This window comes from Nocardia sp. NBC_01329 (genome assembly GCF_035956715.1).
GTDB lineage: Bacteria > Actinomycetota > Actinomycetes > Mycobacteriales > Mycobacteriaceae > Nocardia.
On sequence record NZ_CP108381.1, the window covers coordinates 2,852,127 to 2,875,827 of the forward strand.

The 23,701-nt window shown below is 68.1% G+C and carries 22 protein-coding genes; 14 read left to right on the plus strand and 8 right to left on the minus strand.

All coding sequences use genetic code 11. The features are described from left to right. The first annotated feature begins 87 nt into the window (after positions 1 to 87). Both OG405_RS12855 and OG405_RS12860 read left to right on the plus strand, forming a co-directional pair. Positions 88 to 702, plus strand: a complete 615-nt coding sequence (locus OG405_RS12855; RefSeq protein WP_327151862.1) for a TetR/AcrR family transcriptional regulator — start codon at positions 88 to 90, stop codon at positions 700 to 702. A gap of 77 nt (positions 703 to 779) precedes the next feature. Next, positions 780 to 1,973, plus strand: coding sequence for an MFS transporter (locus tag OG405_RS12860; protein ID WP_327152322.1), 1,194 nt, complete (start codon positions 780 to 782; stop codon positions 1,971 to 1,973). Between the two features lie 59 nt (positions 1,974 to 2,032). On the opposite strand, the gene OG405_RS12865 is transcribed toward OG405_RS12860, so the two are convergent. From OG405_RS12865 to OG405_RS12875, 3 genes are all read right to left on the minus strand, one after another. Further along, entirely contained in the window at positions 2,033 to 2,398 is a 366-nt protein-coding gene (locus OG405_RS12865; RefSeq protein WP_327151863.1) for an HPF/RaiA family ribosome-associated protein, read from the minus strand. A 170-nt stretch (positions 2,399 to 2,568) separates the two neighbouring features. Beyond that, complete coding sequence (locus OG405_RS12870) at positions 2,569 to 2,925, minus strand: hypothetical protein (RefSeq protein ID WP_327151864.1); 357 nt, start codon at positions 2,923 to 2,925, stop codon at positions 2,569 to 2,571. Between the two features lie 40 nt (positions 2,926 to 2,965). Further along, positions 2,966 to 3,769: a peptidoglycan recognition protein family protein gene (locus OG405_RS12875; protein ID WP_327151865.1), complete on the minus strand. Its 804-nt coding sequence runs from the start codon at positions 3,767 to 3,769 to the stop codon at positions 2,966 to 2,968. A gap of 260 nt (positions 3,770 to 4,029) precedes the next feature. Here OG405_RS12875 and OG405_RS12880 point away from each other — a divergent pair, with 260 nt between their 5' ends. Then, positions 4,030 to 4,305 (plus strand): helix-turn-helix domain-containing protein, encoded by a 276-nt coding sequence (locus OG405_RS12880; protein ID WP_327151866.1) that lies wholly within the window; start codon positions 4,030 to 4,032, stop codon positions 4,303 to 4,305. A gap of 897 nt (positions 4,306 to 5,202) precedes the next feature. On the opposite strand, the gene OG405_RS12885 is transcribed toward OG405_RS12880, so the two are convergent. After that, positions 5,203 to 5,907: a DUF1275 family protein gene (locus OG405_RS12885; RefSeq protein WP_327151867.1), complete on the minus strand. Its 705-nt coding sequence runs from the start codon at positions 5,905 to 5,907 to the stop codon at positions 5,203 to 5,205. A gap of 424 nt (positions 5,908 to 6,331) precedes the next feature. On the opposite strand from OG405_RS12885, the gene OG405_RS12890 reads away from it, so the two are divergent. Together OG405_RS12890 and OG405_RS12895 are read left to right on the plus strand one after the other, a co-directional pair. After that, positions 6,332 to 7,543, plus strand: a complete 1,212-nt coding sequence (locus tag OG405_RS12890; RefSeq protein WP_327151868.1) for an LLM class flavin-dependent oxidoreductase — start codon at positions 6,332 to 6,334, stop codon at positions 7,541 to 7,543. An 11-nt stretch (positions 7,544 to 7,554) separates the two neighbouring features. Beyond that, positions 7,555 to 8,934: an NtaA/DmoA family FMN-dependent monooxygenase gene (locus OG405_RS12895; protein WP_327151869.1), complete on the plus strand. Its 1,380-nt coding sequence runs from the start codon at positions 7,555 to 7,557 to the stop codon at positions 8,932 to 8,934. Here OG405_RS12895 and OG405_RS12900 read toward each other — a convergent pair. After that, a complete protein-coding gene (locus tag OG405_RS12900; protein ID WP_327151870.1) occupies positions 8,904 to 10,745 on the minus strand; it encodes a hypothetical protein in 1,842 nt (613 codons plus the stop codon). The genes OG405_RS12895 and OG405_RS12900 overlap by 31 nt on opposite strands. 1,087 nt (positions 10,746 to 11,832) lie before the next feature. On the opposite strand from OG405_RS12900, the gene OG405_RS12905 reads away from it, so the two are divergent. Together OG405_RS12905 and OG405_RS12910 are read left to right on the plus strand one after the other, a co-directional pair. Further along, positions 11,833 to 12,645, plus strand: a complete 813-nt coding sequence (locus OG405_RS12905; protein WP_327151871.1) for an alpha/beta fold hydrolase — start codon at positions 11,833 to 11,835, stop codon at positions 12,643 to 12,645. Positions 12,646 to 12,656: 11 nt separating this feature from the next. Then, entirely contained in the window at positions 12,657 to 13,952 is a 1,296-nt protein-coding gene (locus OG405_RS12910) for a PP2C family protein-serine/threonine phosphatase (protein WP_442790705.1), read from the plus strand. Positions 13,953 to 13,974: 22 nt separating this feature from the next. Here the strand turns inward: OG405_RS12910 and OG405_RS12915 are convergent, their stop codons facing one another. Then, positions 13,975 to 14,478 (minus strand): thioesterase family protein, encoded by a 504-nt coding sequence (locus tag OG405_RS12915; protein ID WP_327151872.1) that lies wholly within the window; start codon positions 14,476 to 14,478, stop codon positions 13,975 to 13,977. Positions 14,479 to 14,628: 150 nt separating this feature from the next. On the opposite strand from OG405_RS12915, the gene OG405_RS12920 reads away from it, so the two are divergent. From OG405_RS12920 to OG405_RS12940, 5 genes are all read left to right on the plus strand, one after another. After that, a complete protein-coding gene (locus OG405_RS12920) occupies positions 14,629 to 15,435 on the plus strand; it encodes an SDR family NAD(P)-dependent oxidoreductase (RefSeq protein ID WP_327151873.1) in 807 nt (268 codons plus the stop codon). Between the two features lie 85 nt (positions 15,436 to 15,520). Continuing rightward, a complete protein-coding gene (locus OG405_RS12925) occupies positions 15,521 to 16,522 on the plus strand; it encodes a YihY/virulence factor BrkB family protein (RefSeq protein WP_327151874.1) in 1,002 nt (333 codons plus the stop codon). Between the two features lie 15 nt (positions 16,523 to 16,537). After that, complete coding sequence (locus OG405_RS12930) at positions 16,538 to 17,242, plus strand: response regulator transcription factor (protein WP_327151875.1); 705 nt, start codon at positions 16,538 to 16,540, stop codon at positions 17,240 to 17,242. Beyond that, the gene (locus OG405_RS12935) at positions 17,239 to 18,339 is read left to right on the plus strand and encodes a HAMP domain-containing sensor histidine kinase (RefSeq protein WP_327151876.1); all 1,101 of its coding nucleotides are present in this window, start codon (positions 17,239 to 17,241) and stop codon (positions 18,337 to 18,339) included. Before OG405_RS12930 ends, OG405_RS12935 begins: the two co-directional genes overlap by 4 nt. Before the next feature lie 69 nt (positions 18,340 to 18,408). Next, positions 18,409 to 20,055, plus strand: a complete 1,647-nt coding sequence (locus OG405_RS12940; protein WP_327151877.1) for a DUF4153 domain-containing protein — start codon at positions 18,409 to 18,411, stop codon at positions 20,053 to 20,055. A gap of 27 nt (positions 20,056 to 20,082) precedes the next feature. Here OG405_RS12940 and OG405_RS12945 read toward each other — a convergent pair whose 3' ends face one another. After that, positions 20,083 to 20,898, minus strand: a complete 816-nt coding sequence (locus tag OG405_RS12945; RefSeq protein ID WP_327151878.1) for an SAM-dependent methyltransferase — start codon at positions 20,896 to 20,898, stop codon at positions 20,083 to 20,085. 242 nt (positions 20,899 to 21,140) lie between these two features. On the opposite strand from OG405_RS12945, the gene OG405_RS12950 reads away from it, so the two are divergent. Both OG405_RS12950 and OG405_RS12955 read left to right on the plus strand, forming a co-directional pair. After that, positions 21,141 to 21,824, plus strand: a complete 684-nt coding sequence (locus OG405_RS12950; RefSeq protein ID WP_442790754.1) for a HEAT repeat domain-containing protein — start codon at positions 21,141 to 21,143, stop codon at positions 21,822 to 21,824. Next, positions 21,818 to 22,831, plus strand: coding sequence for a HEAT repeat domain-containing protein (locus OG405_RS12955; RefSeq protein WP_327151880.1), 1,014 nt, complete (start codon positions 21,818 to 21,820; stop codon positions 22,829 to 22,831). The genes OG405_RS12950 and OG405_RS12955 overlap by 7 nt, the downstream gene beginning before the upstream one ends. 35 nt (positions 22,832 to 22,866) lie before the next feature. On the opposite strand, the gene OG405_RS12960 is transcribed toward OG405_RS12955, so the two are convergent. Continuing rightward, positions 22,867 to 23,562: a DUF3159 domain-containing protein gene (locus OG405_RS12960; protein ID WP_327151881.1), complete on the minus strand. Its 696-nt coding sequence runs from the start codon at positions 23,560 to 23,562 to the stop codon at positions 22,867 to 22,869. Between the last annotated feature and the right edge of the window lie 139 nt (positions 23,563 to 23,701).

Genomic DNA, 23,701 nt, shown 5'->3' on the forward strand with positions numbered 1-23,701 from the left:
AAACTCGCAGGTGGCACTCTCGAGTGTCATATGACACTGTCAAGTGTCGGAGCGGAGCTGTGGCGCGTCAAGAGGAGAGTGGAGAAAGTGACCGGTACCGCTGAACGGCACAGTTCAGTCCCATCGAGGCGGACGCGGGCCACGACCGACGCGATCGTCGACGCCGCGCGACGCGCGATGCACGAGCACGGCCTGGATGTCACCGTCGACGAGATCGCGGCCCTTGCCGGAGTCGGCCGCCGCACCGTGTTCCGCCATTTCGCCACCCGCGAGAACCTCATCCAGGTAGCCATGGCGGCCGGTTTCGCCGACTTCTCCGACTCCCTCCCCCACTACGACGGCACCGACTGGCAGCAGTGGCTGACCGAACTGGTGCGACAGGTGCACCACCGGACCGCCGAGGCGGGCCGGACCATCCGGCATCTGCGAACCCGCCGGCTGCCGCCCGGCCTCGCCGCAGCCCACGACGAGAATCTCGCCGCGCTACATCAGCTGTTCACCGCCGTCACCGGCACCGTATGGGCGGCGGCGGGCGGTTCCGGCACCCCACCGGAGCAGTTGCGCCGGACGGTCGCCGCCCACCTGAGCCCGTTGTTCACCCAGGCGGTACTGCTCGATGCCGAGGGCACGCCGGAGTTCGCGGCCGAAATAGCCACCGCCGCCATCACCGCGACGCTGTATCGACTGCTCGACAACTCGTGAACGGCCCCGAGGACGCCGCCGGGGGCCGACCCACCACAGACCTCTCCGGGAGCACCGCCACCCGCCCCGACCGGGTCGTGCTCGCCCTGACGTTCGTCGCTGTCGTACTCGACGGCTACGACACCATCGCCCTGGGTCTCTCGATACCCGCGCTCGCCGAGGAATGGGGAGTGTCCGCATCACATTTCACCCCGGCGCTTTCGCTCACCAGCCTCGGCGTGGCACTGGGATATATCGCGGTCGGCCGGCTGGTCGCCCGGTTCGGGAGCAAACGCGTCATCCTCGCCGCTGTTCTCCTGTTCACCGGCGGCTCGCTGTTGACCGCGGCGGCGCCCTCCCTCTGGGAGCTGACCGTGCTGCGCTTCGCCACCGGGCTCGGTCTCGGTGCGGTGATGCCCGCGGCCGTCGCCCATGCGACCGTCCTCAATCCGCCACGGTTGCGGCAGTCCATCGCGGTGTTCGTGACGATGGGCATCTCCCTCGGCGCGCTGCTCGCCGGTCTTCTCGGCAGCCGGCTCGTCGGCGCCTACGGATGGCAGTCGGTGTTCATCGCCGGCGGGCTGGCCTCGGCCGTCCTGTTCCCGCTGCTGTGGCTGGGGTTGCCGGATGAACGCACTGTCCTCGGTGCGGTCGAACCCACCGCCGCCCAACACGGCGCCTCCGTGGCCCGGCTCTTCGATCCGGGGGTACGAACCCGCACCGTACTGCTCTGGGGTTTCTCCTTCCTCATCTTCTCGGTGTACTACATCTTCTCGTCGTGGCTGCCGACACTACTCACCAGTTACGGCTTCAGTACCGGGCTGGCCCCGCTGGGTTCGGCCGCGCTGGGCGTCGGCAGCATGATCGGGGCCGGACTGCTCATGGTGGGCGCGCTGCGCTTCCGGATGACCTCGGTGCTGGCGGCGACCACTGTCGCGGCCATCGTCTTCCTGACCGTTTCCGGTTTCCTCGGCGCGGACAAGGTCCTGCTGCTCATCGTGTTCGGTGGGGTCGGCCTGGGCCTGCAGGCGGGCATGATCGGGCAGGCGGCGGTCGCTGTCTCGCTGTATCCCGACCGGGCCGCGGCCACCGGGGTCGGGTGGGCGTCCTCGATGGGACGGCTGGGATCGGTACTGGGTCCGATCGTCGGTGGCGCGCTCATCGCACTCGGCGCTTCCACCAGCACAATCGTGCTCCTCGCGTGCCTCCCGGTGGTCGCCGCGCTCGTCCTCGTCATCGTGCTGGACCGCAGCACCGCCGATCCGACCGATCCAACGCCCGCGCACCACTGACCACGACGACCGAGGCCGCGGTCAGCACCCGTGACGACCCGCGGTCCCGGGTATCGGACTCAATCGCCGTGCGGGTGGTTCTTGTGCGGGTGCCTGATGGAGTCGCCACCCTTTGTCTCGTGCAGCCGGCCGAAGCGACTGGCCAGCAGATGCGCCATACTCTCGGCCGCGCCACGGCAGGCGTCGCTGATCGTGGCGGCGTCGTGGCTCACCGCGACTGGCTGTTGACCGGCTGGGCGGGCCTGCAATACGCATCGCTTGTCGCTCGGGCCGCCCTTGCCCGCGTTCTGGTCACTCAGGTGGGCTTCGACGCTGATGATCTGCTCGCTGAAGCGCGCGAGCGTCGAAGCGATCTCCTCCTCGACCTGGCGGATCAGTTTTTCGCCGCTGTCGATATTGCTGTCGGTGTTGATCTGAATCTGCATGTGCGATCCATTCCGGTAGGTGGCGAACTGTTACCGACGAAGGCGGATTGTGTCCGGTGGCGCTGTTCCGGCAACGCCTCGGGCTATTCGATCCCGACGGAAGTGTTATAGCAATAGCCGATCAATTATCGGGACAATGAATTCGCGGCGTTGCGGCGCATTCCCGGCCTTCACCCCGGCGCAGAACCGGTCATCGGAATCTCTTCCGGTTCGAGCGGTGGCGGAGGCGGCACATCGACTCCCAGATTCAGCAGCGACGACCGGACCACAATGTCCCAGCTGGCGTGCTGGGGGGCGGCGAGCCGGCAGCGTCGTTCCGCGTCGGCGACCATTCGACGGTGCGCCTCCAGTTCGGCGGTCATCGCCGCTAGCTGCCGCGACAGCGGTTCGACCATCTGGGCGGCCGCCCGGGTCAGTACCGCGACGGCATCGGCACGGCGCTTACGCCTGTTGAAGATCCCGGCCGCGCATACCCCGCCGACGCCGGTGACCAGGCCGCCGAGGACAGATGCCACTTCGCTGATCATGCTGCCCTCCTTTACAGCGGCAAGTCCGGCGTACCCTTCCTCAGGCGCGCTCGTCGGTAGCGGGGTCGCGGAAACCGGGGATCTTCAGGGCCGCGCCGATGACGCCGAGGGCTTCAGCGGTCGTACGGTCGCCCAGGAAATCCCAGCCGGGGAAGTTCGCCCCGCGGGCGGTCCCCGTACCGGAAAGCTGGTCCAGGGCCAGCCCGACGTGTTTGTCCAGATAGTGCAGCAATGTCCCGACCGTGACCTGATCACCCTGATAATTGGTGATCTTCTCTTCCAGAAACGCCATCTCGTCACCTCTTCCGTCGAGGATTGCCTGTACGTCCCGGCGGAAGGCGTTCATATCAATGCCCGCCGGATCGATTTTTCCTTCGCTCGAGTACTCCCGGTGCGCGACACAATCGCCTGCGCCGCGACCGATCCGCCGGAGCAGGGCGGCACAGCCACGCTTGTACGCATCGAGCTGTACGGGAGTCCAGTCCCACGGCGGTGTCCCCCGCGAGACGGCTTCGATACCGATGGTGTGATAGTTCGCGTTGTCGGTGGGCCAGCCGGGCCAGCTGCCGCGCCCGGCGTGCCAGCAGACACCGACGGCGATCACCCGGTAGGTGCCGTCCTTCTCCAGAACCAGCTGCGCCAGCGGACCCGGCAGTCCGGGCCGGCCGTCCTGCACTATTCGCCAGTCGTTCGGACCACCTCCGGCCGTGTGATGACACAGCACACCACGAATATCGAGAAAGTCGCCGTGCCCGCGCTCGCGCCAGCCGTCGTGCTCGATCACCGTCAGGCCTGCGCCGCGCAGCACATCGGCCAGCCATACCGGGTCTCCGCTCCAGCCCATCGGACCCTCCTGTTCCCGTACCGGGAATCGGCGCCCGGGGCACCGGCCGCGCTTGCCGTGCGAACACAACCGGCGCCTTGGGGCGTGAACTGCGGTGATAGTCAACCGCTCTACTCACCGTAGTCCCTTTTCGGTCTCTTTACAACCCCTTTTGGTCCCCTTGGAACCCAGTTCGGTCATCGTTCACGAGATAGGAAGTCGGCCGACGCGAAACTATCGGGCACTTGATTCAGAACCTGCCCGATCCCAGAATGAACGACATGAATGCGACGCCCGCGGAGTCGGAGGAAGCGACCACCGAAGAGGCACGCCTGGACGCGGCACTGGGGGCCGAAGTACGCGCGATGCGGGCGCGGCGCGGCTGGAGCCAGGAGGCTCTGGCAGAGAAGACCGGCTACAACAAGAAGACCATCCTCCGGCTCGAGCGCGGCGAACGGGCGATGACGATGGCACAGATGTACAAGATCTGCCGGGCGTTCGGTATCCGACCGAGCGAACTAGTCGGTGCCGCGGAAAAAGAAATCGGTATCCAGTAAAGGGGACGGATCGACACCCCGCCGGCGGGCCTCGACGACGAACGCCGACACGGTCCGCGTGCTGAGATCATCGTCCAGATAGTCCGCCATCGTCGCAGTAGGGCGGTCCGGAGCTTCGTTGCCCATGAGCGTTTCCAGTTCTGACCGATCCACGCTCGCGAGGTTTCCCGCACCCCCGCGGAGCCCGACAGTTCCAACTCGACACTCTCTTGTGAGGCCGACGCGGTGCAATGGGCGAATTCGCCTATCGGATCAGCGCCGAGCTCCGCCGGAGCGCCGAGCCGACGCCGCACTGGGCTCGTCTGCCGCGCCGAGGGCCGACCCGATCGTGCGAACCCCGTACTCCCGGAACAATCTCGATATCCATACCGACACCTTCCAGCTACCCGACCCCTGCCTCAGGCTCGTAGCCAGAGCCTGAGGCCGAGTGTAATTATTTTCCCGCTCGCCGCCTAGGTCCGGAAGGATCGGAGGACCAACACGTTTCGCCGACCAGGACCCCGAAACCCGCAAACCACCCGCTCGGCACCCCTTTTCGGCATCGCACGCCCGACGTGGCGTACTACTACACGAGCCCGGCCCGGTCGCCACTCGTCGTCGACCAAGGTGTAGCACCGGCTGTCATCGGCGCACAGCTGGGCGATCGGAATCCCCTGCGGTGCGGTACCCGGTCGGCAACGGACGGTAAAGGACTCGATGGTCGCACTGCCGAAAGCGGGCTACCGGCCGATTCCGAGAGCTGCCACGAACGCCGAGCAGTGGAATCCGGACCGGCGCGCCGGCAGCCCCGCCGGCCCCACTCGAGAAGGCACATCCGACCGAAACGCATCCCAGCACGACCACGGCGACCCCGGGTCAGCAGAGAACCAACGGGCGAAATCTACCGGCCCGCCGAGGTCATTCTGGAAGCGGTCCGTGCCGATCCAGGTGCAGATAGGTGTAGCCGGTTACGACGAGACAGACGGCGGTAGCCGTGATGAGCATCGCCCAGCCCGCGACGAGCAGGCTCAGCAGACCGCCCGCCAGTGCGCCGAGTACGAAACTCGAATACAGGAGGAAGTAACCGATCCAGTCCGCGTAATCACCGCCGCTGGCATGACGTTCGATCCCCTGCCCCAGCTTGACCAGGGTGCCTGTCACGTAGCTGAGCGGGACCGATACTTCGTCGTTCGCGAGGAACGAGGTGTTGAGGGCCCCGACGCCGAATGCGACGAAAAGGATGGGAACGAAGTCGATATCGCTCGGGTTCGCCCTATACAGGAACAGATCCGTTCCCGCCGCGATCGCCAGACAGACGGTGGTCAGCAGGGTCGGACCGTGCGGATGCCTGGCCCAGTAGCGGCGGCGGCACCACGAGGCGACGACGACCCCGGCCACGAACGCGGCGATCAATCCCAGGGCTGCTGCCGCCATATCGGGCTCGTCCCGGAAATACCCCAGCACCGCGCGCTCGGTGTTACCTGTCATGAATGTGACGAAATAGCCCGCGGTGTGCGTGAACGCCGCCGCGCCGATGAGTCCGGCGAGCGCGGCGAGCACCCACGACAACCGCGCATCGGCGTCGAACAATGCCGTCCTGCGAGACACATCCGGTTTCGGCACGAGCCGGATCCTTCCGGTCGGTAGTAATCACTCCGGCCGATCATCCGGTGAATCACCGGCGAGCACTCGGGAGGTCACCGCGTGCCACGGTAGCGCTCATACCTCGATTCCCGGCCGACCACGGCCGATACGTGGTGTCGGTTTCGGGCCGAATCCGGTGCTTCCGGGAGCGACGGTCGGCGGCCGTATTTCGCCGGGCTCGACCTGATCCCAATCGTTGACAGATCCAGGGTCACCGGCGGCACATACCGCCGCGGACGAGGCCGGAAATCGCCCGGCCACCTGTTATCGGCCCCGTCACCGGTACCGCGCCGATCGCCTCGGATTCGGGCCGGCGCCGCGAACCCGCGGCCCGGCGGCCCCGCTCGCGCGAACTACGCGTTGACCTCTACACCACTCGCGTACGCACAGGAAACGGGAGACGATGGCACCGAAAATACATCTCGGCGTAGCGCTCGACGGCGCGGGCCGGCATCCAGCCGCGTGGCGGGAGCCGAATTCCCGCCCGGCCGAACTCTTCAGCCCCCGATACTGGACCGATCTGGCCGTGACAGCCCAGCGCGGCCTGCTCGACTTCCTGACCGTCGACGACAGTCTCGCGGTCCCCGGGGACCGTCACGCACCGGCCGACGGTGCCCTCGACCGCGTCCGGGCCAGGATCGACGCCCAGCTGATCGCCGCCCGGCTCGCGCCGGTGACCCGGCACATCGGGCTCGTGCCGACCGTTACCACGACCCATACCGAGCCTTTCCACGTCTCCACATCGATCGCCACGCTCGACCACACCTCACGCGGCCGGGCGGGCTGGCAGGTCAGAGTCTCGGGCACTGCGGAGGAAGCCGCCCATTTCGGGCGCCGCCCGCTACGCGAACTCACCACCGCCGAACTGGCGGAGGTCCGGACCACCGGCACCTTCCCGGGCTTTGTGCACGACCGGTTCGACGAAGCCGCCGACGCCGTGGAAGTGGTCCGGCGACTATGGGACAGCTGGGAGGACGACGCCGAGATCCGCGATGTGGCCACCCGGCGTTTCATCGATCGCGCCAAACTGCACCGCATCGATTTCGAGGGACGCTATTTCAGCGTCCGCGGACCATCGATCACGCCGCGGCCTCCGCAGGGCCAGCCGGTGGTGACCGCGCTCGCGCATGCGCCGTTGATCTACGAATTCGCGGCGCGCAGCGCGGATCTGGTATTCATCACCCCGACCGGCGAAGGCAGCCTCGCCGCGATACTCGGCCAGGTGGCCGAGGCGGCGGCGCAGGTCGGGCGCGTGGGTGAACGCCTGCGTGTCTACGCCGACCTCGAGGTGTTCCTCGATACCGCCGCGGCGACCGGACCGCAGCGCCTGGCACGCCTCGACGATGCGGCCGGAGTCGAATATTTTTCCGATGCCCTCGTTTTCGCGGGAAGCGCCGACGAACTCGCCGATCTGCTCATCGACTGGAGCGGGCAGGGAATAGACGGCTTCCGCTTACGGCCCGGGGTAGCGATCGATGACCTGACCGCCATCGCCGACGACCTCGTTCCCATCTTGCAGCACCGTGGTGTCTTCCGTACCGCCTACCCGGACGGCTCCCTGCGCGCGCTGCTCGGACTCCCCACCACTGTCCCCAACCGTTACGCGACTGCCTGAGCGAGGCCACCATGAGCACTCCCCGTAAGCAGGTCATCCTCGGCGCCTATCTCGGCGGCGTCAACCACCACACCGCATGGTGGCATCCGGATGCCGGTAGCCAGATCGATTTCGGCAGTTTCGAACACACCGCCCGCACGGCAGAGCGGGGCAGATTCGATTTCTTCTTCCTCGCCGAGGGACTCGCGCTCCGCGAACGCGCGGGCGAGATCTTCGATCAGGACATCATCGGCCGTCCCGACACCTTCACAGTGCTGGCCTCGTTGGCCGCGGTCACCGAAAATCTCGGCCTGGCGGGCACGATCAACGCGACCTTCAACGAGCCCTACGAGCTCGCCCGCCGGTTCGCCAGTCTCGATCACCTCTCCGGCGGGCGTGCCGCCTGGAATGTGGTGACCTCCTTCGACGCGTTCACCGGCGGAAACTTCCGGCGCGGCGGATTCCTCGACCCGGCCCACCGGTATGTGCGCGCCGAGGAGACATTGAACGCGGTACGCGCGCTGTGGGATTCGTGGGAAGCCGACGATCTGGTGGCGGACAAGGAGTCGGGCCGGTTCCTCGCCCGCCCGGAAGCCGGCGCCTTCGCCTTCCACGGCGCGCAATTCGATATCTCCGGTCGGTTCACGGTACCGCGCAGCCCGCAGGGCAGACCGGTGATTCTGCAGGCCGGCGTCTCGCCGCAGGGCCGCGATTTCGCAGCCGCCAACGCCGATGCGATCTTCTCCCCCTACGGCGGTCTGCCGGAGGCCGCGGAGTTCTACCGCGATATCAAGGCGCGCGCGGTGGCCGCGGGCCGGGCGGCCGAAGATATCAAGATTCTGCCCTCGGCGAGTTTCGTCCTCGGTGACACCGAGGCCGAGGCGCTGGAGAAGTACCACACCGTCCGCAACGAACAGGTCACCGGGCAGACCGCGCTGATCCTGCTCGAGCAGATCTGGAATCGCGACCTGTCCGGTTACGATCCGGAGGGCCCGGTACCCGATATCGATCCCGATCCCGATGCCGCGCCGATCATTCAGGGTCGCGCGTTCCTGCACCAGGACCGCTTCGCCACCGTACGGCGCCTGCGCGAAGTAGCCGAAGCGAAGAAACTCACGCTGCGTGAAGTCGTGATCGATCAGTTCGAACGTGGCCCGCTGGTCGGAACCCCGGCCCGGGTCGCCGAACAGATCGATACATTCGTCCAGGACAACGGCTCGGACGGTTTCATCCTCGGATCCCATCTCGTGCCGTGGGGGCTGGACGAATTCGTCGACAAGGTCGTTCCGCTGTTGCAGGACCGTGGGATACTGCGGGCCGAGTACACCGGAAGTACCCTGCGCGACAATCTCGGACTGCGGAATGCCTACTCGCGCGCAGATCAGGCCGAGGTCTCCTCGGGTTTGGCCTGAGCCATCTTGAGCAGGGCCCCGTGCAGCGTGATCGCCGGCTCGCCCGCGCGTTTCCCCCGCAACTCGAAGTCGGTGAAACCTTCGATCAGCGCCCGGCGAGGGTCCAAGAGGCCGCCCGCGATATCCGGGCCTCCGCTCAGTGAGCCGGCCATCAGGATTCGCCAGGCATCCTGCCGTGCGCGGTAGCCGCCCGCCTCGTCGAGAGCGGCGGCGAAAGCACGGGCCACCGCCGCGTACACCGGACGGTCGGCGCTACCGGCCCGGCGGAAGAGTCTTCTGGTCTGACCGGCCCCGGTGGCACCGGGGCCGGTCAACTCCGCCCGCTCCAGCGTGATCCACACCTGCAGAGCGTCGACCGGCCCCGGACCGGGGGCCTTCTTGCGCTCGCGGCGAATCGTGTCCTCGCGTTGTTCGGCCACTTCGATGCCGTAGAGCGGGACGGTGTACTTCCCGAGCAGGTCGTCCAGGGCGGCCTCGATCTCGCGGACGATACCGGTATCGAGCTCGGCCGTCTCGAAGCCGCGATTTTCCAGGCCGTGCCTGCGGGCCATATCCCGTACGAGACGGATCGCCTCGGAATCCCCGGCCCGCCGGGCCATCGGTAACACGGTCGGCAATTCGGGGGTCGGCACCGGATCCGGCCGGGCGGCCGGCATTTCCGGCACTTCGGACGATTCTGCGGTGTGCGGTTCGCCTACCAGCTGCAGCGGCGCCGGCGACCGCGGTGCCGGTTCGACTCCGGGCGGACCCGCCGAGATCCGCGGCCCGGCGGTATCGGGTCCCGGCGACACACCCATTTCCACCGGCAGCGATAGTTCCGCCGGGGATTCGCCGAACGGCGGCACCGGGCTGGGCGGCCGGGCCGTTTCGTACTGCGCGGCGACCGATGCCGTCTCGGGCGACGCACCGGGGATCCGGCCGCCCTGCCCGGACAATGCCGGCCCCGCCGACCGGTCGGCGGGTCCTCGCACCGAGCCGGGGGTATCGACCGGTGGTGCGGTCGTATTCGCGCGGTCCTCGGCTCGGCGCCGACTCCGATCCGGCGGTGCCGTGGTCGCGAAGTGCGCCACTGCGGCGAACAGGGACTCGGGCAGCGGAACGCTGCGCTCCGACGGCGTGGATTCGGCCGGTCCGTCGCCATCGGCGGTCCACGGCGCCGCGTCGGTCCCGAATAACTTCGGCGCGGGCCGGGTCTCACGCGACGGAGCGGCCGGCTCGGCGGTCATTCGCGGCAGCGGTCCGGGTAACGGATCGATCGGGGCGGTTCCGTACAGCGCCCCACCCGCCGCGCCCACGATCTCGAACGACGGCGAATCGGGCAGTGCCGCGACCACGGGTGGCACCGCCGCGGCGGCATCGCGCTCAGGTGCCGCCGCGGCGACCGACGGCGCTGACCCGGGCACCGAGGCCGGGGGCGGCGCTGTGCGCCGGACCGCTGTGCGCCGGACATCGACTCCCTTCGTGGAGGAAGGAAGCGCGGCGGCAGGTATCTCGGACGCTCCGGACCGCCCCGGCGCGGCCGCGTTCGCCCGTTTCCGCGCCCACGGGCTCGCAGCCGGTCTGCGCACGACCTGCGATCCGCCCAGTGTCTGTTCGCCGTTGCCACCGCGATCCTGGTCCGATGTGCCGCGGGCAGCGGCACCGGTCCGGTCGGTGGTCGAGGCGACGACGCTGCGGGCCTCGATCTGCTCGGCGGTGGCCAGGACGGCCTTCAGCTCCCCGGTGACCCGGGAGGCCTCGGCGATCAGCGTTTCCAGTGTCGATACCAATGCGCGTAATTCGGCCGCGTCCACCTTCGGGCTCTGGCTCACCGGCGTCCCCGGATACCGTCACAGCAGGCGGGCCGCACCGTGTACCGGTTCGGCCCGCATCAACGGTATGACGCACACTGACATGGAACAAGTTTGTAACGTCGCGGTTCGACGCGCGAACCATCACGACTCTCCCGGCTGGGAAGATCCCGGGCCGGCCCCGGCGTCATGGGACCGGCGGTGGGGGGGACGGACATGTGAGCGGTGGACCTGCCTTCCGGGCGATACCGGCCACCCGCTCTCAGAAGATCAGGGCGCCCAACGCCCACAGCACACTGACGGTAGCCCCCGCAGCTGCGGAGCCGAGACCGATTATCGCACTCATGATGTTTCCCTCTTCCTCCGATTTCGATATTCGGATTGCTTTCCGGAAAAACCGCAAAACGACCGAGCCCTCGGAACCACAGGATGCGATCGACGAATCCCCGAACTCCGGTACCGACAGGGCTCTCGTTCGGGTGGGACTCCCCTTTCTACGGAAGCCCCGCTTTTGCAGATTAGCACCCCGGATCAATATAGTCAGGAACCATTCTCTCGAATCCGGCAGCGCTGATTGATCTAACTCTTCTATATCGCACGGCCGCGCCTTTCGGTGGCCACGACCATTCGACACGAGGGGCCGGCCCGGGCAACAGTCGTTTCCCGATTCGGAGACCGCCTCCCGACGGCCGTGTACGGTGGCGCCCGAGCTCCCGGCGGCCCATGTGCCGGAATCGTTGGAATTCTTCTCGCGGAGTAACGAACCGGATAGCAGAACTACCGGCCGAACCCGTTCGAAATTCAATTCTTCCGCTCGTCCGCAAAACGATCATCGAACTGTGACGATCAACCCTTGCGGTACATATTCGGATCGTCGGTATTCCGATATTGCCGCGGAATCGGAATCATGACCGGCTTCGCTCATTGGGCGAACAACACACGATAGTTATTCGAAACTACCGGCAACCGGATAATCCTTCGGCAGAACCGCGAAACGGCGTCGATATCAATTGCCGAAGCAGTTCTTCCGCGAGGTCGTCCGGATCGACCACGTCGGTGGATGCCGGCGTGCACGGTCCGGTGCCGGTCCTTCTGCGAAGATGGGTCCGTGGTCGATGTGCTCAACAGGAATCGCGTGGTGGTGACCGGTCGCGCCGGCGCACCCGTAGTGGTGCTCGCGCATGGGTTCGGCTGCGATCAGGGGCTGTGGCGCCTGGTGACGCCACTGCTGGCGGAACAGTTCGGTGTCGTCCTGTTCGATCACGTGGGCTCGGGAGGTTCGGACCTCGCGGCGTGGGACCCGGACCGGTATTCGACCATGGAGGGTTACGCCGAGGACCTCCGGCAGGTATGCCGCACGGTCGGCCCGGGTCCGGTGGTCCTGGTCGGCCACTCGGTAGCAGCGATGATGGGCGTGCTGGCCGCCGCCGCGGAGCCGGAGCTCTTCCGTGGCCTGGTACTGCTGGCGCCGAGTCCCCGATTCATCGACGACCCGGCGACGGGGTACCGAGGTGGTTTCAGTGCCGGCGATATCGACGAGCTGCTCGAATCACTGGATGCCAACTATCTGGGCTGGTCGGGGGCCATGGCACCGGTGATCATGGGCAATCCGCAGCAGCCTGAGCTGGCGCGGGAGCTGGAGGCCACGTTCTGCCGCACCGATCCGGAGATCGCCCGGGTCTTCGCGCGGGTGACCTTCCTGTCCGACAACCGCGACGATCTTTCGGCTGTGCAGGTCCCGACGCTGGTCGCACAGTGTTCCAATGACGCGATCGCGCCACGCGAAGTCGGCGAGTTCGTTCGTTCCCGCATTCCCGGTAGCCGGCTGGTGACCCTGGCCGCGACCGGGCACTGCCCGCAGCTGGCCGCTCCGGAGGAGACTGCCGCCGCGATCGCCGACTTCGTGGCCGACCTACCATGATGATGTGCCGCGTGGACGGTCCGGACCCGGAGCGTTCCGAGCTCGAGCCGGATGATCCCGAGCACCGCGCGGAGTTCACCGCCCTGTTGGAGGACGACGTCGAGGACCTGTACGAGAACGCCCCCTGCGGCTATCTGTCCACCTTGCTCGACGGGCGGATCGCCAAGGTCAACACGACGTTGTTGCACTGGCTCGGTTACCGGCGCGAAGACCTGGTCGGCCGCCGCCACTTCAGCGATCTCCTGACAGTCGGCGGTCGCCTGTACCACGAAACGCATTTCGCACCACTGCTGCGAATGCAGGGGAAGATCAGCGGTATCGCGCTCGAACTCCGCGCGGTCGACGGCTCCCGGTTGCCGGTCCTGGTGACCTCCACGGTGAAGACCGGCGCGGACGGACAGCCGCTGCTGATCCGTACCACCGTGTTCGATGCCCGGGAACGCCGCGCCTACGAGACGGAGCTGTTACGCGCACGCCGGGAGGCCGACCGGGAACGCGAACGCCTCCAGCGGTTGAACGCGACCCTGCAACGCACGCTGCTGCCCTCCGCGCTCGAACCGGTTCCGGGGGCCGACGTCGCCGCGCACTACCATGCCGCCTCCCCCGACGAGGTCGGCGGCGACTTCTACGACCTGTTTCCCATCTCGGCCGGAACCTGGGGTTTCTTTCTCGGTGACGTCTGCGGCAAAGGCGCTGTCGCGGCCACGATCACTTCTCTCGTCCGATACACGTTGCGCGCCGCCGCCGTGTACGACCCGGACCCCGCCGCGGTCCTGAAGCACCTCAACACCACCATGGTGCGCGACCACCGCCGGGGGCACCCCCGCTTCTGCACCGTGCTCTACGGCCGGTTCACCTTCGACGAAGGCTCCGCCGACGGCCGCGCCACGGTCACCTTGGCCTCGGGTGGGCATCCGCTCGCCATGCTGCTGCGCGCCGACGGCACCGCCGACTACCTGCACACTCCCGGCGGGCAACTGGTCGGCGTATTCCCGGACGCCGCCGTCGCCACGGTGACCTTCACCCTCGACTCCGGTGACACGCTCCTGCTGTACACCGACGGCCTCACCGAAGCTCGCGTCGCCGAGGGGTTCTACGGGGAGTCGGCGTTCCTGGCGTTCGCTCGCGACCTGGCCCCGGCATCGGCCACCCGGACCGTCGACTCGGTCACCGGACTGCTCGATGCCCTCGGCTCCGGTGTCACCGACGACACCGCGCTGCTGGCCCTGCATCTGCCGGAGCCGGATCGGTTCCGCGACCATCGCGCCGACCGAGCGACTCGGCCACCACCGCCGCGCACCCTGTGATGTCCAGCCGACGCCGGGCTCCTCACCGCCGGATTCGGATGGCACCGCAGACGGGAACCGACCACGGCAGCGCGCGCGAACACCCGATGTGCTCGTCCAGCGCGGCAGCGATATCGGCGGGCAACTCGACTGCTCGACGGTGCCGCAGGTCCACATGGACCAGCAGGATTTCCAACGTGTTGGCGAGCCGCCCACGCGCGGTATCGGCCAGGAACATCATCATGTGGACGGCTTTCGTGCTCCGCTCGAGGATCCGGCCGCCCACCGCGAACCGGTCGCCTTCGCGCAGCTCGCTGTAATACGCCAGGTGGTGCTCGGCGGTGAACACCCCCATGTGCCGCTCAGCGCGGTAGCTGTCGTCGATCCCGACCGCACGCACGAGCGCATCGGCACCCGCGGAACCCCACTTCAGGTACTGCAGAATGTTCATATGGTCGCCGCCGGCGAGTGTCTCGGCGGTGACCGTGCCGAGAATCGTCTCGGGCAGCGCCACTACCTCGTTCGCGGTGGGGAGTTCATCGATCATGCCGTGATTCTCGGAGCGCGGATACCGGTACCGGACCGAAACGTCCACTCAGCGGAATCGTGCGGTCGCTCCTCCACTGCGACCCGCATCCTCGGGAGTCGGGCAGCGCGCCGATGCCTCGCCCTCCGACTTCCGACAGGAGCCCACTCGATGACCGATCCCCAGCGCTACGACGGCCGCCGTGTCCTCATCACCGGTGCCGGATCCGGTATCGGCCAGGCCACCACGCTGCGCATACTGCGAGAAGGCGGCCGGGTGGCAGCCGTGGACATCAGCGAGACCGGGTTGGCGGACACCCTCGCCGGGTCCGGCACCGACCGGGCACGACTGACCACCTCGATCATGGATATCTCCGATGAGGATTCCGTCCGATCCGGAGTCGCGGACGCCGTCCGGCTGCTCGGTGGCCTCGACACCCTCGTCAATGCCGCCGGAATCCTTCGCTCAGCCCATTTCGAGGAGACCTCGGTTCAGGAGTTCGAGCAGATCCTGCGCATCAACCTCGTCGGCACGTTCCTGGTCACCCGCGAATCCATCGCGGCGTTGCGGGCCGGAAACGACCCGGCGGTGGTGAATTTCAGCTCGACCTCCGCGGCGTTCGCGCATCCGTACATGTCGGCCTACGCCGCTTCCAAGGGCGGTATCCAGGCGATGACCCACGCGCTGGCAATGGAGTTCGGCAAGCAGGGTATCCGGTTCAATGCCGTGCAACCGGGATCCATTTCGTCCGGGATGACCGACGGCAGCGGCGCATCCGGGCAGAGCATCGGCCCCGGGTTGCCCGCCGACGCGGATATCGCTCTGTTCGCCAAGGCCGCACCGGCCCTGCCCCTGCCGGGCGGCGCACCGTTCGCCGGGCCCGACGCGGTCGCTGCTGTCGTGTCGATGCTCGGCTCATCGGATGCCTATTTCGTCACCGGAACCGAGGTCCGCGTCGACGGCGGTTCGCATATGTGAATCACACCCGACGCCCGGCCATCGGGATGGTCGCGTTTGCGCCGCGCACCACGCGGGTAGCCGACAGAACCGGAGGTGTTACCGGGTGAAACGGCGTTTTCGCAGGTTGCGCGCACGAGTGCTGCGACGCGCCGAGGCTCGGGTCGCGGTGCGCACACTGCGGGCGGCGTGGTCGGACCAGCTGTCCGACTGGGCCGCAGCCCTGACGTACTACAGCATGTTGTCGCTGTTTCCGGCCCTACTGCTCACCGTCGCCGTACTCGGCCTGGCCGGGCCGGAGCCGACCGGTGCGCTGGCCGGCGCGGCAGGGCATCTGGGCCCGGAAGGCAGTGGGACCCTGCTCGCCGATTCGGTACGGCACCTGCAGCAGGTCCGGGCCTGGTCGGCACCCATCGCGATCGCCGGGCTGGTTTCCGGATTGTGGACCGCCTCCGGCTATATCGGGGCGTTCATCCGGGCCGCCAACGCGCTCTACGGCGTCGTCGAGAGCCGGTCCAGACCCAGAACGATACTTCTGCAGTTGTCGTTCAGCGCACTGCTGATCCTGATGCTGGTCTCCACCGGCATCGGCTTCGTGGTGACCAACGGGATGGCCGGGCGATTCGGTGGCCTCTTCGCGGGCCTGCCCTTCGTCCACGGCGCCTGGGCGATCCTCGAATGGTTCGTGCTGGCCCTGGTGGTGAGTTTCGCGCTGTCGCTGCTCTACCGGGTGGCGCCGAATGTGACCGGGCAACGGTTCCGCTGGCCGTCGGCGGGGAGTTCGATGGCGGTGATTCTATGGCTCGCCGGTTCCGCGGGCCTGTCGTTCTATGCCTCGCATTTCGACTCCTTCAACAAGGTTTACGGGTCACTGGCCGCTGCGGTCGTTTTCCTCATCTGGTTGTGGGTCACCAACTTCGCGGTCCTGCTGGGAGCCGTGGTCGATGCCCAGCGGGCTCGCCGGCCCGCACCGCCCGTAGCGAACGAAGGTGGGCCGGAGGCTCACCGAACAGCGGCGAGCGCGGTCCCGGGTCGACGGCCCGAGCGCACCGCACCGGTAGCACACGAAATCTCCACAACTGGCGCCCGTTCTCTCCACACGCGATGACTAGGCTCCCCGAGCATGGAAGAGAACGCACCGGCAGGGGGAGCGACGGCGCGGCGGATCCTGGTCGTGGACGATGAGCCCACCATCGCCGAATCGGTGGCCGCACGGCTGCGCGCCGAAGGGTTCACGGTCGACACGGCCCACGACGGGCCCGCCGCAGTTGCGGCGGTGACCACGTTCGATCCCGATCTCGTCGTACTCGATGTCATGCTGCCCGGCTACGACGGGCTGGAGGTGTGCCGGCGAATCCAGGCCGAACGTTCGGTGCCCGTGCTGATGCTCACGGCCCGCACCGACGAAACCGATCAGCTCGTCGGGCTCGGTGTCGGTGCCGACGACTACCTGACCAAACCGTTCTCGCTGCGGGTCCTCACCGCGCGGGTGCACGCCCTGCTGCGCCGGGTCGAACGCGCCGGGGCACACAACGGCACGATGATCACCGTGGTCGGCGATCTGCGTATCGACGCCGACCAGCGCCGCGTCTGGCGTGGCGGTACCGAGGCCCAGCTCACGCCGCTGGAATTCGACCTGCTCGCGCGGCTGGCCCGCCGGCCGCGGGCGGTCCTCGCCCGTGAACGCCTCCTCGAGGAGGTGTGGGACTGGGCCGATGCCGCGGGCACCCGCGCGGTCGACAGCCATATCAAGGCGCTGCGCCGAAAACTCGGCGCCGATCTGATCCGGACCGTCCACGGGGTGGGTTATGCCCTGGAGGCTCGATGAGTGAGGGTATCGCCGCACGCACGGCGGCCGGCCACCGCGACGGGCCCGGGCTCGTGCGCGGAGCTCGCCGGGCAGCGGATCGGCTGGCGGCGGTGCTACCGCGTCCGCTGGACCGGATTCGTTCCGTCAAACTCAAGCTGGCCGTGCTCATGACCTTCGCGGGCGGGCTCGCCTTCGGCTGGTTCCGGCTGCGGATCGGCTGGCTGCCGCCGATGACCACACTGGCCGCCATGGTGATCGCGCTGGTGTCCTCCCAATTCTTGGCACACGGCATCACCATGCCGTTACGTGAGATGACCGCTGCGGCCCAGCGGATGGCGCAGGGCGACTACACGAGCAGGGTGCGCGCATCCTCGCGCGACGAGGTCGGGCAACTGGCCGAGGCGTTCAACCGGATGGCCGCCGACCTCGCCGCCGCCGACCGGCAACGCCGCGACCTGATCGCCAACGTCTCCCATGAATTGCGCACGCCGATCACCGCGCTGCACGCCGTACTGGAGAACCTGGTGGACGGGGTTTCCGAGCCCGACCCGAAAACACTGGAAACCGCGCTCGCCCAGACCGACCGGCTCGGCCGTCTCGTCGCCGAACTCCTCGACCTGTCCAGTATCGAAGCGGGCGCCGTACCCCTGGAACGCGAAGAGCTGAGCATCACCGCGCTTTTCGCGGAAGTCGTGGCCGAGGCCGAGGTGACAACGGCGGGTCTGGGCCGCGGTATCCGCTTCCGCGGCACGGTCGACCCCGGCACTGCCACCGTGTACGCCGACCGGGGCCGCCTGCAGCAGGTTCTGCTGAATCTGCTGGACAACGCCGCCCGGCACGGACCGGCCGGCGGTGAGGTCCGCCTCCACGCCCGAACTGTGGGCGGCGATGCCGTCATCGATGTCGACGACGACGGTCCAGGTATCCCGCACGCAGAACGCGAGCGCATCTTCGATCGTTTCACCCGCGGCGGCAGCACCGACGGGGGCGGCACCGGACTCGGTCTCGCCATCGCACGCTGGGTGATCGATCTGCACCACGGTCGCATCGCGGTCATCGACCCCGGCTCACGGATCCGCGTGACCCTGCCGGCCACCGAGACCCGCACCCACTGACCTTCTCTTTCCCCACCCCGGCCGCCGATCGGCTCCGGGGCGATACCGCGCACCCTCAGGAGGACCGCTGTGCCCGAATCATCCGCCCCGGACGGCACCGCCGAAAGAACACCACCGACCGAACCGGCGGCGGAAACACCGGTGTCGTCGAGCTCCGCGGAATCGGCGGATACCGCGCGAGCAGCCGATACGACGGATTCCGCCGGAGCCGATGCGACCGCCGAGAGTCCCGGACCCTGCCTGCGACCGCGCGTCCCCGATGGTCCGGGGGCCGCGGAGAACCGGATCCGGACGCCCGCCCGGCCGCCCAGCCGACACCGGGTGGCCTACCCGGCGGGCGCGCTGACCGCGGCGGCGACAGCCGGACTGGTCGCGGCCGCGACCGTGCCCATCGATCGCCCCGGAATCGGTTGGCTGGCGGCAGGAGCCGGCGTGGCGGGCGCGGTGATCGCGGTCCGTCGCCGGACCGGCCGATCCTCGAACCCGGAAGCGTCCGCCCTGCCGGTCGATCGGGACCGGCTGTGGTGGGCGCTCGCGGCACTGGCATTGCTGTCGGTCGGCACCTTCCGAGCCGCCGGATGGTTGTTCGTCCTCTGTGTCGCCGCGGCGGCGGTAGCCGGATCGCTGGCGGTGGTGGGCCGGCGATCCGGCCGGGGGATGTTCCGCGACGCGGCGGCCGTCCCGCTCGCTTCGTTCGGCGCCCTCGCATGGGTCTACACGGCGCAGACAGAGTTGCGTAACGGCTCCGGGGTTCGCCGGCGGCGCCTCGGTGTCTCCGTCGCCGTCACCCTGGGGTTGCTGGTGGTGTTCGTACCGCTGCTGGCCGGCGCCGATGCTACTTTCGCCGCGCTGGTCGAAGCGCTGATGCCACGGATGGACGGGGATACCGTGGCGCGCTGGGCCGTCGTATTCCTGATCGCGGGCATCGGAAGTCTGAGCGCCGTCTATCTGCTCGCCGGGGCCGCCACCGGCGCCGGCGAACGGAAGAGCAGTCCGCCCCGGACGCTGACCCGGTCGGAGTGGGGCCTGCCGGTCGGGGCGCTCGTAGCGGTATTCGCGGTATTCGTCGGCGCGCAATTGGTGGCGCTGTTCGGTGGCGACAGCTATGTGCAGCGCACCGCGGGCCTCACCTACGCCGAATACGCGCGCACCGGGTTCTGGCAGCTGTCGACGGTCACTGTGCTCACGCTTGCCGTCATCCTGTTCGTATTGCACAGGGCCGCACGGGATTCGGCGACCGACCGCCGGTGGTTGCGTGGACTGCTGTGCGCCGTGAGCGTTCTCACCCTGGTGATGGTCGCCTCCGCCCTCGGACGGATGTGGACCTATCAGGAGGCGTACGGGTTCACCGTCCTCCGCCTGCTGGTCGGGACCTGTGAGCTCTGGCTCGGTGTCGTGTACATCCTGGTGATCGTCGCCGTACTCCGCCTCGAACTGGCCTGGCTACCCCGGGTCACCGTGGGGACCGCCATGGCGGCTCTGCTGGCGCTGTCCGCGCTGAACCCCGAAGGTCTGGTCGCTCAGGAGAATATCGACCGCTGGCAGCGCGGCGAGGAGATCGATCTCGACTACCTCGCCGGCCTGTCGGCCGATATCGTCCCCGCGCTCGATCGCCTGCCCGCCGCGTTGCGCATCGATCTCCGTGACCAGCTCGAATACCGACTCGACAGCGATACGTGGAACAGCTGGAACCTGGCCCGCGCGCGGGCCCGGTGACCGTGGCGGGCCGGGATCCGGTGGAGGCTATCCGGTCTTCCGGCCCACCGCGCCGTAGAGCGATACCTTCTTGTCGTGGCTCTTCGGATGCTCGATACCGGCATTGCGCCACCGGTGGATCACCTCGACACCGGGATCCACCAGTTCCAGCTGTTCGAAAAAGCGCGCGACCTCCGCGCGGGTGCGCGGCCGCACCGGAATCCCGCGGTCCACATAGACCTGCAACAACCGAGCCATGCCTTCGGGATCGTCGGGGCCGTCGTCGAACTCCGTCGTGACATGCGACATCGCCAGATAGGAACCCGGCGCCAACGGCGCCATCAAGGTGTTCACGATGTCGTAGACATCGCCGGGTACGAAATGCAGCAGGGCCATGAGCGATACCGCGACGGGCTGCGAAAGATCCAGCGTGGCCAGCAGTTCCGGAGCGGCGAGAATGGCCTCGGGGTCACCGGCATCGGCCTGGATATAGGCGGTACGGCCCTGATCGGAACTCACCAGTAGCGCCCGCGCGTGCGCCAGCACGATCGGGTCGTTGTCCACGTACACCACCCGCGAATCCGGCGCCAGTCCCTGGGCGACCTGGTGCAGGTTGGGCTCGGTCGGGATGCCCGTGCCGATATCGAGGAACTGGCGGACACCCTGCTCGGTGAGGTAGCGCGTGGCGTGACGCATGAACTCACGGTTCGTCCGTGCGGTCAGCCGGACCGCCGGGAAATCCTGTAGCGCCTGCTCCGCGGCGGCCCGGTCGGCATCATAGGAATCCTTGCCGCCGAGAAAGTAGTCGTACATGCGGGCCGGGTGCGCCACATCGGTGCGAAGTTCGATAGGGCCGTCGGGCACGGCGAATTCTCCTTGTGACATCGAGATCGGTACACCGCAGGTATACCCCATCCGGTCAAGCCGCCCAACATGATCCGGCAGATCGATACGGTGCAGGTACGGACGCCTGCGCCGCCGCACCGATCCGTTCGCCGACGGGTTCGCCGACGGCTCCGGTCCCCGCCGGTGACCACCGCGCGAGCCGACCGCACATCACGTATTTGACCCTGACACTGTGACAAGGTTTTCACTGAGTGCAGGAGGTGGTCCCCATCAACACATCACCCGATTCCTCGACAACACGCCTGCTCGAAGCGCTCGGTGCCGCGAACTCGTCCGTTCGGCTCCAGGCCGCTCTGGCAGCGGGCACGAACGCCGACCCCGGCCTCATCACCGCGCTCATGGCACGGTGCGCGATCGAGCCGGACTTCTTCGTGCGCGACATGCTCACCTGGGCGTTGACCCGGCTCCCGGCCGAGATCACGGTGCCCGTGCTGCGCGAAGAACTTCGATCGGAATGCGCGCAGGCGCGCAGCCAGGCGTTGCACACACTGTCCAAGATCGGCGACAAGGCAGTATGGCCGTCGATCACCCGCTCGTTGCTGTACGACACCGACGACGAGGTCGCGCGGAGCGCGTGGCGGGCCGCCGTCGTCCTCGTCCCGGAAGGCCAGGAAGCCGGACTGGCCGCGGACCTGGCCACCCGGCTCGGCCGCGGTGAGCGCGCGGTACAACTGAGCCTCAGCCGGGCCCTGGTCGCGCTGGGCGAGGTGATCGAACCCGTCCTGCGAAGCGCGGCGGCCGATGCCGATCCGGCGGTGCGGGCGCATGCCCGTGCTACGGAACGGCTGCTCCACGACCCGGAGGCCGCGTTCGATCCGGGCGCCGAGGAGGCGAAACGGATCGTCGCGCTCGGTCCGGAACGCGCTGGTGACGCCGCGTGCTGATCGGTGAGGTCGCGCGCCACTCGGGGGTGAGTACCCGGATGCTCCGGCACTACGACTCCCTCGGGCTGGTGCGGCCGACCGGCCGTACCGTGGGCGGTTACCGGCAGTACACGACCGAGGACATCAGGCGGATCTTCCACGTGGAAAGCCTGCGGTCGCTGGGGTTGTCGCTGCGACAGGTCGGCCGCGCCCTGCAGGATCCCGCCTTCACCCCGTCGGCGCTGGTGGGTGATCTCATCCGGCAGACCGAGGAGCGGCTGCGGCGGGAGCAGGAGCTGCTCGACCGGCTCCGGGCGGTCGAGCACTCCGCGCCGACCGGCTGGCAGGATGTGCTGCGTATCGTCGAGCTCCTGCACGGGCTCAACTCGTCGAGCGCCGCGCGCCGCCAGCAAACCGTCCTGACCTCCGCGGAGGAGATGCCGGTGTCCACCGATATGCTGGCCGCAGCGGTACTCTCCGAATCCGATCCCAATGTCGCCGGCGCCCTGCGCTGGGCCCTCGCGCGAGCGGGCGGTGACGGTATCGCGCGAGTGGCGGCCGGATTGTCCTCGGCGAACGGCGATATCCGGCAGCGCGCGGTCCTGGCGCTCGCCGAGATATCCGGCGACGAGGCGAATGCGGTCCTGGCGGAAGCACTCGAGAACCCGGACGCGGCGGTGCGCCGGCATGCCGCCCTCGCCGTCGGCGGGCGTGGCGATACCGCGGCGGTTCCGGTACTCGTCGGAATGGTGGTCGAAGGCGCGAACGACGTGGACGCCGCCGAGGTCCTCGGCAGCCTGGCGGTGGACGCCACGCTCGCGACCCCGATCATGCACGCACTCGCCGGTGAACTCACCGCGCATCCGGCCGACCCCGCGGTACGGATACGCCTGGCGCAGGCCCTGGCCGAGATGCCGGGCACCATAGCGCTGGCGGAACTGCGTCGATTGGCCACGGACCCCGATCCGGCGGTCTCCCTGATCGCCGCGGCGCTCGCCGGGGTACTCGAAGAACGCGCGGAAGACTGAGAATTCGCACTCACGCTCGGCCAGGGCGAAATGGGTCAGATCGCCAGACGTTTGGTGGTCCGCCGGAACGCCCAGAGCACCACGAGCGCGGCCAGCACCGTCAACGGTGTTCCCATCGCGATCTTGGCGATCGCCAGCCAGGTCGTCGAGTCGGCGAGGTACAGCCATTCCTTGACGACGAACCGGGCGCCGAACACAGCCGCTACGGCGAGGGTGGCGATATCGTGCGCGCGTAGCGTCATCGGGTCGCCTCGCCAGTCCCGCTCACCGCCGTGGACGAGTTTCCAGACCACACCCGTCAGCGGCCGCCGCGCCAGCACCGAGCTGAACGTGACGACGAATCCCGCCAGGGCCATCCAGATCCCGAGCACGAAGAAATCCTTCGCCGACCCGGTCCACGCGACGATGCCCACGGCGACTCCGATACCCAGCAACCCGCCGATCGCGGAGGAGAACCGCTCCCCACGCACCAGCCGGAACACGGTGAGTGCCGCCCCGACCGCGAGCGAGATCCCGATCGTCGGCGAGAGTGGCAACACCGCGTCGGCCGCCACGAACACCACCACCGGCAGGGTCGAGTACACGAACCCCATCGGGCCGCCCATCTGGTCGAGCAGTGTCGGCTTCTGCTCGCCGGCGGCAGTCTCGGCAGCGGGCCGCGAGGCCGGTGGCGGCGCCGGAATCGCCTCGTCGCTCTCGGTCCGGTCGAAGCGCTGCTCCGTCATGGTCATCCCGTCCTCCCATGTGGTTTTCGAGCTCCACTCCATGAAAAACGATGCCGCAACGGCATACTCAAGCCGGTGGCGAAGGCCTGATTGAAGTCGCGAACGCGGGGTACGCGGTCGGTGTCCACCCGAACAACCGACCTTC